At 47.7% G+C, this 12,784-nt stretch carries 7 protein-coding genes; all 7 read left to right on the top strand.

Annotated elements, in window-relative coordinates:
- Window positions 1–522: 522 nt before the first annotated feature.
- From malQ to K0I73_RS13355, 7 genes are read left to right on the top strand one after another with little or no spacing between them, the layout of a single operon-like run.
- Window positions 523–2,700 (top strand): 4-alpha-glucanotransferase, encoded by a 2,178-nt coding sequence (gene malQ, locus K0I73_RS13385; protein ID WP_220061578.1) that lies wholly within the window; start codon window positions 523–525, stop codon window positions 2,698–2,700.
- Window positions 2,701–2,745: 45 nt separating this feature from the next.
- Window positions 2,746–5,028 carry a 1,4-alpha-glucan branching protein GlgB gene (gene glgB / locus K0I73_RS13380; protein ID WP_220061577.1) on the top strand — a complete coding sequence of 761 codons (2,283 nt, stop codon included), beginning with the start codon at window positions 2,746–2,748 and terminating at the stop codon, window positions 5,026–5,028.
- Window positions 5,015–7,177 carry a glycogen debranching protein GlgX gene (gene glgX / locus K0I73_RS13375; protein ID WP_220061576.1) on the top strand — a complete coding sequence of 721 codons (2,163 nt, stop codon included), beginning with the start codon at window positions 5,015–5,017 and terminating at the stop codon, window positions 7,175–7,177. The genes glgB and glgX overlap by 14 nt, the downstream gene beginning before the upstream one ends.
- Entirely contained in the window at window positions 7,174–9,678 is a 2,505-nt protein-coding gene (locus tag K0I73_RS13370; protein WP_220061575.1) for a glycogen/starch/alpha-glucan phosphorylase, read from the top strand. Before glgX ends, K0I73_RS13370 begins: the two co-directional genes overlap by 4 nt.
- Window positions 9,675–9,830, top strand: a complete 156-nt coding sequence (locus tag K0I73_RS13365; RefSeq protein WP_220061574.1) for a hypothetical protein — start codon at window positions 9,675–9,677, stop codon at window positions 9,828–9,830. Before K0I73_RS13370 ends, K0I73_RS13365 begins: the two co-directional genes overlap by 4 nt.
- Window positions 9,827–11,101, top strand: coding sequence for a glucose-1-phosphate adenylyltransferase (gene glgC / locus K0I73_RS13360; protein WP_220061573.1), 1,275 nt, complete (start codon window positions 9,827–9,829; stop codon window positions 11,099–11,101). The genes K0I73_RS13365 and glgC overlap by 4 nt, the downstream gene beginning before the upstream one ends.
- The gene (locus tag K0I73_RS13355) at window positions 11,094–12,743 is read left to right on the top strand and encodes a glycogen synthase (protein WP_434086683.1); all 1,650 of its coding nucleotides are present in this window, start codon (window positions 11,094–11,096) and stop codon (window positions 12,741–12,743) included. The genes glgC and K0I73_RS13355 overlap by 8 nt, the downstream gene beginning before the upstream one ends.
- The last annotated feature ends 41 nt before the right edge of the window (window positions 12,744–12,784 follow it).

Below are 12,784 nucleotides of genomic sequence, written 5' to 3'. Positions count from 1 at the left end.
TATCAAGGTTAAATCATTAACACGATTAAATTCTACTTAACCTGAACTCGGGTTAAGAGATGGAATAACGCTAGATTAATTAGCCGTTTAAGCTTACTTCATCTCAAACTTGTCATTTTTGCTAACAAGGCGTATTTACGCGTCAATAGCCGGCCTATTGCAACTGAATCCAACGTAATTAGCGGAATAAAGGGCTGTTTGAGATACGTTTACTATCCCGAGTTCAGGGTATTTATCTAGGCTGGTGAAGTATTTAATATTGCTGCCTGTTTTCTCACCAACTAGTCGCATTCTTATCTTAACGCTGCACAATAATTGTGCATCATATCCAAACTGCTGACTGACTGTGCTAGCGCTGTCACCACATTCATCCATTTTCATTAATTTTTAAGTTTATGATTTTTATCACTTAAAATGTGTCATCTGTTTGACATCTCTCTGTCTTTAAGTTGTTACCTTGCTTTGGCATGGTAACTGCTCAATTCAATGTGGCTGTTTGATGTTAAGGCAAGGGAATTAGTGATGAGCTTGGATAAATTACTTTATTTACAAGGTGTGGGTGCAAGCTTCATTAATTATAGTGGTGAGTTAACTGTGCAATCTCCTGCCGATCGCATACAGATCCTTGGGTGCATGTTAGGTCAATTAAAACAGCCGCGCTTCGACCTAAGCCAAAATGATTGCGATGGATTTGTTGCCCGAAATGCTGAGGCTATCGAGGCCAGAATTGAGCAACTCGATGTCAAGCAATGGCAAAGGGCTTTGCCCGTTTTTCAGCATACCAGTCTAGTACAACCGAGTATCACCCTTTTTTTGCCTCAAGGGGAAGCGCGCTTATTACAGCTTGAATTAATCACCGAGTCGGGGAGTCGGTATAAATGGGTCATCAATCGCGAAACGCTGGTTGAGACTGGGGACTATTGCTGGCATAGGACAAACTTTTATCGTTTTGATATGCCGTTAAGTGATTATCTTAATCCTAGCGATTGCCCCGATATGGGGTACCACACAGTTACGCTTAGTTTAATCGATCAGAACTGCGGTGAGTATGAACAGGTTTCTGGAACTATACTATTTGCGCCAAGTCGGGCCTATCAGTTAGACCCTGTTGAAACACATAAGCCGTGGGGCGTTAGTGTTCAGTTATATAGTTTACGCAGTGATACTCAGTGGGGAATTGGTGATTTTGGCGATCTCTTACGCTTGGTACGTTGGCTTAGCCAGTGTGGTTGTGACTTTATTCAGCTCAACCCCTTACATGCATTGGGTATGAAGGGAGGGGAAGAAGAGAAAAATGTCAGCCCATATAGTCCAAGTGATCGACGCCGAATAAACCCTCTGTATATCGAGATAGATGCTGTCGACGAGGCGATAACGATTAAAGATTGGCTACAGAGCCAAGATGAAGTTCGACGTGAACTCAATGATGACAATTGGCTTGATTACCCGGCGTTAAGCAGCTTTAAATATCAAATTTTTATTCGGCTGTATCACATCTTTTATCAAGAGCATTACCTCAAAAAAGATGATCGTTTTACTGATTTCAAGCAGTTTGTTGATGGGGAAGGGCAAGCGTTAGTTGCCTTTTGTCAGCATGAGGCCAATGAATATCGGCAATCCCAAGGGCAGAGTTCACTTAGTGATCCTTTGTTACATCAGTATCTCCAGTTTGTTGCCCATCAGCAGTTGCTCGAGTGTCAGCGTCAAGCCAAAGGCGCTGGCATGAGTCTTGGTCTTATTGGTGATCTAGCCGTTGGGGTTCGTGGCGATGGCGCAGAGGTTGCCTCCAATAGCGACATCTTTTGCCAGCGCGCGAGTATCGGTGCCCCCCCAGATGATTTCTCCTGCAAGGGGCAAAATTGGGGACTGACCCCACTCGATCCTATTGCTATTAAGCAAGATGGCTTTCGCTATTTTACTCAGCTTGTGCGCGCCAACATGCGTTATTACGGGGCGCTCAGAGTCGATCATGTGATGGCGATGCTCCGTCTGTGGTGGTGGCCAATGAACACTGTGCAAACCGGGGGCTGTTATGTCTATTATCCTCTCGATGAGTTGATGGCCATTATTCGAACTGAAAGCGTAAAAGCGCAATGTGCCGTTATTGGAGAAGACTTAGGCATAGTGCCACCAGAGATTAATGCGCAGCTCGTCGAGTCAGGGATCTATTCCAATGAACTATTTTATTTTTGTAAAGACGCCCAGGGCTTCAAAGCGCCAATGCGGCATAAACCCCACAGCCTAATGATGTTAGCTAATCATGATGTACCGCCGTTAGCGGCTTGGTGGTCAAAGAGCGATCTGCATTTAAAGCGTGAGTTAGGGGTTATCGATAATGAAGATGAGTTGGATCAAGCCCTTGAGGCTAGAGAGGGGGAGCGCGAGAGCTTATTGCTGACGCTCAATAACACCCTAGGATTCGATGGTGATCTGAGTTGTGATTATCTGCTGTTGTTAGAGGCTTGGATTAAGGCATCGGCGCACAGCCAATCGACCTTATTTAGTGTGCAGTTGGTGGATCTGTTTTGTGAGCATTATAGCGCCAACATTCCAGGAACATGGCGGGAGTATGCTAACTGGCAGCGCCGCATGCCTTACACCTTAGAAGTATTGCAAAAATCTCCATCAATCAACAATTTGATAAAAACTATTCAGCAGGTAAGAAGCGCCAGTGTCACCCCATTGGGGGCTATTACTTAACCCTGTTCTGTACCATATTCGATTTACCTATAGGGACACCCAAAGATGAATAACAAGCCAAGGATATTGATTGAGCCCTCTGCAATAGCAGCCTTGATTGATGCGAACTATATCGACATCTTTTCCTTACTAGGAATGCACACCATTATGGTGCCGCCAGCCAAAAGGGGCGCAGACACTGCTGAGGTGCAGCGGCTTGTAGTACGCGCTTTTTTACCCGGAGCGCTACGAGTTGAGCTGCTCAGTGCCAATGATGGACGTAAAGTGGGTGAGTTAGAGTTGGTGGATGAGCGCGGTGTGTTCGCAGGACTCGCGGGTCGTCGGGTGAAACCTTTTGCTTATCGTTTACGGGTACATTATCCATTGAGTGTCGAGGAGATAGTCGACCCTTATCAGTTTCCCTCGCAATTAAGTGGCGATGATCTGTATCTCTTTGGCGAGGGGCGCCAGCAACAAGCCTACCATTTTATGGGAGCCAATTGGCGCACAATTGACGGCGTGTCTGGCGTGCTATTTTGTGTATGGGCGCCTAATGCGAAACGGGTTTCTCTGGTTAATGATGCTAACCATTGGGATGGTAGACGTCATGTGATGCGCTCGCATATTGCGAATGGTTTGTGGGAGCTGTTTGTGCCACAAATTGAGGCGCTTAGCCATTATAAGTATGAGATTGAAGCTGTCGGTGGTGAGCGATTCCTCAAGTCAGACCCTTATGGTCAGTCGATGCAAGCCGCACCAGGGAATGCATCGATAGTCCCACCAAAGCTCGATTATGTTTGGGGAGATTCGTTATGGCTTGAGACGCGAGCGAATACCGAGTGGCATAAAGCCCCTGTGTCTATCTATGAGGTGCATTTAGGATCTTGGCGTCGCAAAGGTGAACAGGGTGAGACGTATCTTAGCTATCAAGAGCTTGCAAATGAGCTGATCCCTTATGTACTCAAGCAGGGATATACCCATATACAGCTGATGCCTATCAGCGAATTTCCCTTCGATGGTTCCTGGGGTTATCAGCCCGTTGGGATCTATGCACCGACTCACCGCTTCGGTCAACCTCATGAGTTAAAAGCCTTTATTGATGCCTGTCATCAAGCAGGGCTGGGGGTGTTGCTCGACTGGGTTGCAGCTCATTTTCCTAAAGATCCCCATGGATTAACGCGTTTCGATGGCAGTTGTTTATATGAGCATCAAGATCCTCGCCAAGGTGAACATCCCGATTGGGATACCTTGATCTATAACTATGGCCGTGGAGAGGTGCATAGCTACCTGCTAAGCAATGCTCATTATTGGCTCGATGAGTTTCATTTTGATGGCCTGCGCTTAGATGCTGTGTCATCGATGCTTTATCTCGACTATAGCCGAGAAGCTGGGGATTGGTTACCCAATGCTCATGGTGGTCGTGAAAATCTCGAAGCGATTGCCTTTCTACAAGATCTCAATACTCGCCTTTATCAATGTTTCCCGGGGATCATGATGATAGCGGAGGAGTCAACGGCCTGGCCGGGAGTGACAAGGGCCGTTGATCAAGGCGGCTTAGGATTTGGTTTTAAATGGAATATGGGCTGGATGAATGACAGCTTAACTTATCTTAGCCGTGATCCTCTCTATCGCAGCCATCATCATAATCAATTGACGTTTAGCCTAGTCTATAGCTTTACCGAGCAGTTTATCCTGTCGTTAAGTCATGATGAAGTGGTGCATGGTAAAGGTTCGCTGCTGCACAAAATACCGGGTGACGATTGGCAGAAATTTGCCACATTAAGAGCCTATCTTGGCTTTATGTGGGGTCATCCGGGTAAGAAACTGCTGTTTATGGGCAGTGAGTTTGCCCAGCGAGATGAATGGTCCCATGAGCGCAGCCTCGACTGGCACTTACTGGCCTTTGAACCACATCAGGGAGTGCAGCATTGGGTGAGTGATCTTAATCAATTATACCGCCACAGTGTGGCGCTCTATGGTGATGATCATGATCCCCAAGGATTTCGCTGGCTCGATTGTGATAACGCCAGCGCCAGCGTATTGAGCTTTATCCGTCAAAGCGGTGATAAGCACTTGTTGTTCATCGTCAATATGACCCCAGAGGTTTATCGAGAGTTTCGTATCGGCTTGCCTCAAGCTGGAGGTTATCGTGAACGCCTCAATAGCGATAGTCACTATTATGGCGGCAGCGATGTGGGCAATGAAGGCCTTGTTATAAGTGAGGCCATTGCCTATCAAGGATGTGAGCAAAGTGCTTGTATCACTGTGCCACCACTAGCCTGCCTCGTACTCGAGTGTGATGATCTGCTAGAGGCTGGCATCAATGAGGTGAACCATGCACTTAAGTAATGGCAAACCTTATCCGCTCGGGGCCACAATTGATGACAACGGAGTTAATTTCGCGCTGTTTTCTGCCAATGCCACGGCCGTTTATCTCTGTCTGTTTGATGACAAGGACAATGAGATTGGGCGTTTTAATCTGCCTCGTCAGACTCAGCAGATATGGCATGGGCACATCAGTGAGATTGCTGCTGGTGTGCGTTATGGTTATCGGGTAGATGGTCCTTATCAACCTTTGATGGGCCACAGATTCAATGTCAATAAACTGCTACTCGATCCCTATGCTAAAAAGTTGGTGGGGGAGTTTATTGACCACAAACTGCATTATAGTTATCAGACTGCTCACAAGGAGGAAGACTTAAGTTTTTGTCCCGTTGATAATGCGGCCCTAATGCCTAAATGTGTGGTAGTCGATACCCGAAATCTTCCGCCTATTGAACCCTTGGCAAAGCCCTATAACCAAGAGGAGGTTTCACTTTCACTCAGGCGAAGCGTGATCTATGAGATGCATGTGAAAGGCTTCACTCGGTTACACCCTGAAGTGGATAAGGCATTGCGGGGTACCTTTGCCGGGTTGGCTTCGCCTGCTGTGGTTAACTATCTTAGCCAACTCGGGATCACCGCTGTCGAGTTACTCCCTTCACAGCAGTTTATCAGTGAAGCCTTTCTACAGGAAAAGCAGCTCAGTAATTACTGGGGTTACAACACCATAGGCTTCTTTGCACCGCATAACGATTATCTTAACCAAGACAATAATCTTAGCCAAGACGATATTAATGAGTTTCGCGACATGGTCAGTACCCTGCACAGTGCAGGGATTGAGGTGATTCTCGATGTGGTCTACAACCACACCGCCGAGGGTAATCGACTCGGCCCCACGTTTAGCTTTAAAGGGATAGATAACGCCAGTTATTACCGTCTACATCCTAGTGAGCCGCGCTACTACATTAATGATACAGGCTGTGGTAACACCTTCAATATTGCTCACCCTAACGTGCTGCAATTGGTAATGGACTCCCTGCGCTATTGGGTCGAAGTGATGGGCGTCGATGGTTTTCGCTTCGATTTGGCGACCACCCTTGGCCGAGAAGAGCATGGATTCGATGCCGGTGCTGGCTTTTTCGACGCGATTAAACAAGATCCTGTGCTAAGCCAAGTGCGCTTGATTGCCGAGCCTTGGGATATCGGCCCTGGCGGCTATCAGTTGGGGCAATATCCGGTGGGATGGAGTGAATGGAACGACAGGTATCGTGACACAGTGCGCCGGTTTTGGCGTGGCGATGCAGGCATGCTGCCTGAGTTTGCTCGTCGTTTTCATGGCTCTAGCGATCTGTTTGAACATTCAGGTCGTAAACCCACTGCCACGATTAACTTTATCACCAGCCATGATGGTTTTACATTGATGGACTTGGTGAGTTTTCGTCACAAACATAACCAAGCTAATGGCGAACAAAACCGTGACGGTCACAATGAAAATTTTAGTGACAACTATGGTGTAGAAGGCACAGCCTATGATGCTGAGTTATTAGCGCTGCGTTCGCGTCAATGCCGCAATATGTTAACCACGCTGTTTCTCTCTCAAGGTGTTCCCATGCTGCTCGCTGGCGATGAGTTTGGTCATAGCCAAGGGGGCAATAATAACGCTTATTGTCAAGATAACCCCAATAGCTGGATCGATTGGCAAAGCGACATTAATAGCGATGCACTGATGAGCTTTACCAGAAAATTGATCAAGATCCGCCGCCGCTTTCCACTCCTGTGTCACCGCGAATATATCCATGATAGTGCGAATGCCGATTCGCCGGGACTGGATTGGTTTTGTCGTCAGGGAGAGCCAATGACGAAAGCCCACTGGAGTGAGGCACAGACTCGCACCTTAAGCGTGGTGATTAGTGGCGAGTTGGAAGCGCAAGCAGGCTGTCGTCAAGCGCTGCTATTGATGCTAAACGCCGATGACTCGTCCCATCTGTTTACTCTGCCGAATGTCGATGGCATCGATCATTGGCAGTGTTTACTGACCACGCAAGATGAGTCTTCCTTTGCACATGAGGTAGCCCACAATAAACGCAGTAATGCTCCAGTCGAGCGTTCAAATTTAGTGCTGCAAGATCGAAGTCTGATGGTCTATTACGCCCAATTTACAGGAGATAATGCATGAGCCAGAGTAAAGCAGATGAGACAAGTAAAAAGGCCAAAATCAGTAAGGCTCCTCAAGCTAAAAAGGCGGAGAAAAGTGTGAGCTGCGATCCCTGTGAAACATTAGGAGCCTGTTTCGAGCGCCATATGGATAAGAGTCTGTCACCTAAAGAGCGCGATCAGCAGGAGCTGTTTTATGCCTTTGCTTTAAGTGTGAAAGATCAGATGTTGCCAAAATGGCGCCAGACCCGATTGGGCGATAGAGAAGGCGGGAAAAAGCGTGTCGCTTACTTGTCGCTTGAGTTTCTAATGGGGCGAGCCCTTAGTAATGCAATTAATAACTTAGATATGAGCGCCGAGAGCGAAGTGGTATTGCGCGACTATGCAGTGCGGCGCGAGTCGATTGAGGAGCAGGAACATGATGCGGGACTGGGTAACGGTGGTTTGGGTCGCCTTGCCGCCTGCTTTCTCGATAGTTGCGCCAGTCTAGATCTAAATGTGACGGGTTATGGGATCCGTTACGAGTACGGCATGTTTGCGCAGAAGCTGTGTGATGGCTATCAGATTGAGCGTCCCGATCGTTGGTTACGTGACGGTAACCCGTGGGAGGTTCGTGTACCTAGCCATAATGTACTGGTGCCTTTTTTTGGTCATACAGAGTCTTATATCGACCGCGATGGTAAGCGTCAGTTTATTTGGGCCGATACTCAAGATGTACTCGCGGTCGCCTATGACATGCCTGTGCCTGGTTACCGAAATGAGCGCATCAATACCCTAAGGCTTTGGAAATCCGAAGCGACCGATGATTTTGATTTAGAAGAGTTTAACCAAGGTGATTATACCGAGGCGGTCGCGCGTAAAAATCTGGCTGAGCAGATCACTATGGTGCTCTATCCAAATGACGCCAGTGAAAATGGTAAGGAGCTTCGCCTGCGTCAGCAGTACTTTCTATCATCAGCCAGCTTGCAAGATCTGCTTAACACTTGGGTGTGTCAGCACGGGGAGGATTTTAGCGATTATGCTCGGCTCAACGTCATGCAGTTAAACGACACTCATCCCAGTGTCGCTATCCCGGAGCTAATGCGTTTGTTAATGGACAAATATGGACTGTGCTGGGATAAGGCATGGGAGATCACGAGTCAAACGATGGCTTATACCAACCATACCTTGCTACCAGAGGCGCTAGAGCGTTGGCCTGTGCGCATGTTTGAACATATGTTGCCACGAATACTGGATATTATTTATGAGATAAATGCCCGCTATCTCGATGTGGTTGCCCATCATTGGCCGGGAGATAGCGACAAACTCAGAACCATGTCAATCATCGAAGAGGGAGCCGAGCCCCATGTGCGCATGGCCTACCTTGCGATAGTGGCGAGCTTCTCGGTGAACGGGGTTGCAGGATTACATACACGCCTACTGACTTCTGGTCTGTTTAAAGATTTTTATGCCTTATGGCCTGAGAAGTTTAATAATAAAACCAACGGGGTAACCCCAAGACGATGGATGACGCAGAGTAATCCTGCTCTGGCAGCTTTGCTGACTAAACGACTCGGCGATGCTTGGGTAACCGATCTTAGTCATCTTAATGCGCTCAATGCTTTTACCGACGATGAAAGCCTACTCACCGAGTGGCGCAAGGTAAAGTTTGAGAATAAATGCCATCTTGCCGAGTTGGTCAAGCGTGAGTGTGATGTGAATTTTGAGCCCACTATGATGTTCGATGTGCAGGTTAAACGCATTCACGAATATAAGCGTCAGTTATTAAACATCTTGCATGTGGTCCATCTCTATCATCAGATCCAGCAGGGTAACTTAAGCGATATTACGCCCAGATGTGTATTGATTGGTGGTAAGGCCGCTCCTGGTTATGCCATGGCAAAGTTACTCATCAAGCTAGCCAATAATGTCGCCCACATGGTCAATTCAGATCCCATTGTGACGCCCTATCTTAGGTTTGCCTTCTTGCCCAATTATAATGTCAGCGCCATGGAGCGAATTTGCCCAGGAACAGATCTGTCGGAGCAGATCTCTACCGCAGGCAAAGAAGCTTCCGGGACTGGCAACATGAAATTTATGATGAATGGGGCGCTGACCATAGGCACCTTAGATGGCGCGAACATTGAGATGTTAGAGGAGGTGGGACAAGAGAACTTCTTCCTGTTTGGCCTCAATGCCAATGAGGTCGAATCACTTAAGCCGCATTATGAGCCGAACATTTTTATTGGCCAATCGATGGCGCTTGCTGAAGTGATGGAGCTACTTGAAAGTGGCCATTTCAATCTGCTAGAACCTGGGATTTTTAATCCTATCATCGACAGTATTCGCAGCCCTAGCGACCCATGGATGATCGCGGCTGATTTTGAATCTTACCGACAAGCCCAGCAAAAGGCGGCGACGGCTTATCAAGACCAACACCATTGGACACAGATGAGCATACGTAACACCGCTGCCAGCGGCCGCTTTTCTAGCGATGTCACTATTGGGCAGTATCGCGACGAAATTTGGAGGGTACAGCCATGAGCGGAATATTAGCCATGAACGGTTCATTAACCATGAGATGGGTGACGCGAGTTTTACAGATCAATAAAAAGCGGGAAATGATCCGTTATCAACCTTCAACCTGTACTGACCAAGGTGCATCGATGAGTTTCTCAAGGAGAGAGTATCTATGAGTAGCATGAATCCTAGTCCTCGTTATATTAGTAATTTAACTCGTGAAACCTACGCATTGATTTTAGCTGGAGGCCGAGGTTCGCGTTTGCATGAGCTGACCGATTGGCGCGCCAAACCCTCACTCTATTTTGGAGGCAAATTTCGCATTATCGACTTTCCGTTATCCAACTGTGTTAACTCAGGGATCAGACGAATTGGTGTCGTGACGCAATACAAATCTCACTCGTTAATTCGTCATGTTATGCGTGGTTGGGGCCACTTTAAGAAGGAGCTTGGAGAGTCGGTCGAGATCCTGCCTGCATCTCAACGCTACTCTGAAAGTTGGTATCAAGGCACCGCCGATGCGGTATTTCAAAATATCGATATTATCCGCCACGAGCTGCCCAAATACGTGATGATCTTATCGGGCGATCATGTTTATCGTATGGACTATGCGGGTCTGCTGGCAGCTCACGCCGAATCGGGCGCCGATATGACTGTGTCGTGTTTGGAGGTCCCTGTTGCTGAGGCCGCAGGGGCGTTTGGTGTGGTCGAGGTCGACGCGAACAATAAGATATTAAGTTTCGAGGAGAAACCTGATCTGCCAAAACATCTGCCGGATAATCCTGAGCAGTGTTTAGCGTCGATGGGCAACTATGTGTTTAATACCGAGTTCTTGTTTGAGCAGCTTAAGAAAGATGCCATGAATGAAGGCTCTGATCGCGACTTTGGCAAGGATATTATTCCGTCGATCATTGAAGATCATCAAGTCTATGCCCATCCCTTTAAAAGTGGTTTCACCGATGGTGAAGCCTACTGGCGTGATGTGGGGACATTAGACTCATTCTGGCAGGCCAATATGGAGCTATTGTCGCCGACGCCTGCGCTCAATCTCTACGATGCGAAATGGCCTATCTGGACCTATCAAGAGCAGCTTCCTCCGGCTAAGTTTGTATTTGATGATGATGACAGGCGCGGTATGGCGCTCGATTCAATTGTCTCTAGCGGGTGTATAATCTCGGGGTCGACGGTGAGGCGCAGCGTACTGTTTAACGAAGTGCAAGTTTGCTCTTACTCCACGGTTGAAGGTTCTGTGGTGCTGCCCGATGTTGTGGTGCTCAGAAATTGCAAGATTAAGAACGCCATTTTAGATCGTGGCTGTATTATTCCAGAAGGTACTGTTATCGGTCACGATCATGAGCACGATAGGGCGCGCGGGTTTAGAGTCTCTGAAGGTGGTATCACCCTAGTGACCCGAGACATGCTTGGTTTACCTGTGGGTTATGAATAACAAAATAGATGGGCAACCGATGAAAAGAGTATTGATGCTAGCCGCCGAAAATGGCTTGCTCCCTGGGGCCAAAGTGGGTGGCATGGCCGATGTAATTAGAGACTTGCCGGGCGCGCTCTACCCACTAAATGTGTGCGTCGATGTTGCTATGCCTAGCTATGGCTTTTTGCATCGACAAACCGCGGCGCTTAAGATTGCAAAGGTAACGCTGTCGTTTTATGGCGAGCCACATTGGGTTGATCTCTATCTGGCGCCACATCCCGAGTTTCCTGAGCTTAATCTGTATCTGTTCGACCATCCTCTTTTTGAGGATGGTGGTAAGATCTACAGCCCAAGCAGCGGTGACAGACCCTTTGCCGATGATGCGAATAAGTTTGCCCTGTTTTGTGCAGCAGTTGCAGAAAGCCTAGCCACTGGCGCTTTATCTATGCCAGATTGCCTGCATTTGCATGATTGGCACTGTGGTGTGATGGCATTTCTTCGCGCCTGTTCGCCTTATCATCAAGCTTTGCAATCTATTCCTGTGGTGATGAGTATTCATAATTTGGCCATTCAGGGGACTAGGCCACTTTCTCAAGAGCACTCGTCACTGCAAGCTTGGTTTCCAGCGCAGTATGCATCACTGGATGACGACCAACTCAGCAACATTACAGACCCCCAATATCCTAACTGTTTTAACCCGATGCGCTGCGCTATTATTTTTAGCGACAGAGTGCATTTAGTCTCGCCCAGTTACGCCAATGAAGTGTTACTCGCATCTAATCATGACAAAGGCTTCTATGGCGGAGAAGGGTTAGAAAAGGATTTAGCACTCAAGCAAGCTCAGAAGGGGGTATTTGGTATTTTAAATGGTTGTGAATATCCACCTGAACCCCAAAAGGGTCGTAAGATCAGTGTAAAAAAAGCCTTAGAGTCAGGGGGGGGAGATTATCTTAACCTCTTGCTCGATAGCGCCGAGCAAGCGATTCAAGCTTGGTTAGCGCATCAGCCTTATGTCCGTAGTGTGGATCAGATCGCGCTGCTGACCCTTAATCGGCTCAGAAGATCGGCTCGCGATAGTATTGAGCCTAGGGTTATTCTTACCTCTGTCGGGCGCCTGACCGATCAAAAAATGCGGATCTTGTGTTATCAAGATAGCTCGGGGGTGAGTACCCTAGAAAAGCTATTAATAAGGCTAGCGAGTACTGTGCCCAAAGGCGTGTTTATCTTGCTTGGCAGCGGCGATGACAAGATTGAAGCCCAGCTGACTAAACTTGCCAGCAAATTTAGTAATCTACTGTTTGTTAACGGCTTTGACCTGCCACTGTCACAAGCCTTATATGATCACGGCAGTCTGTTCATCATGCCGAGTTCATTTGAGCCATGCGGCATCAGTCAGATGTTAGCCATGCGCTCGGGGCAGCCTTGTCTGGTGCATGGCGTCGGTGGGCTGAAAGATACTGTGACGGATGGTGACGATGGTTTTGTGTTTACGGGCGAGGACTTGCCCCAGCAAGCAGAGCAACTGTTAGTTCGTTTTAATCAGTTGCAAGGGTTGATGGGCTTGCCAAAGTGGCAAAAAATTTGTGACAGTGCGAGGCAAAAGCGATTTAGTTGGCAAAGTTCTGCGCAGCAATATGTTGATTTGCTATATCAGTTTTAACACCATGTTAGCTGCGGCTTCAAGTTTGCGGCTTCAAGTTT

It is taken from the genome of Shewanella mesophila (genome assembly GCF_019457515.1).
Classification (GTDB): Bacteria; Pseudomonadota; Gammaproteobacteria; order Enterobacterales; family Shewanellaceae; genus Shewanella; species Shewanella mesophila.
This window is presented reverse-complemented; position numbering and strand designations above follow the sequence as displayed.

Bases quoted from the DNA above. Each gene is read 5' to 3' on its own strand.
- K0I73_RS13355 (WP_434086683.1), top strand. From the start codon at position 11,094: ATGAATAACAAAATAGATGGGCAACCGATGAAAAGAGTATTGATGCTA.
- malQ (WP_220061578.1), top strand. From the start codon at position 523: ATGAGCTTGGATAAATTACTTTATTTACAAGGTGTGGGTGCAAGCTTC.
- K0I73_RS13365 (WP_220061574.1), top strand. From the start codon at position 9,675: ATGAGCGGAATATTAGCCATGAACGGTTCATTAACCATGAGATGGGTG.
- glgC (WP_220061573.1), top strand. From the start codon at position 9,827: ATGAGTAGCATGAATCCTAGTCCTCGTTATATTAGTAATTTAACTCGT.
- glgB (WP_220061577.1), top strand. From the start codon at position 2,746: ATGAATAACAAGCCAAGGATATTGATTGAGCCCTCTGCAATAGCAGCC.
- glgX (WP_220061576.1), top strand. From the start codon at position 5,015: ATGCACTTAAGTAATGGCAAACCTTATCCGCTCGGGGCCACAATTGAT.
- K0I73_RS13370 (WP_220061575.1), top strand. From the start codon at position 7,174: ATGAGCCAGAGTAAAGCAGATGAGACAAGTAAAAAGGCCAAAATCAGT.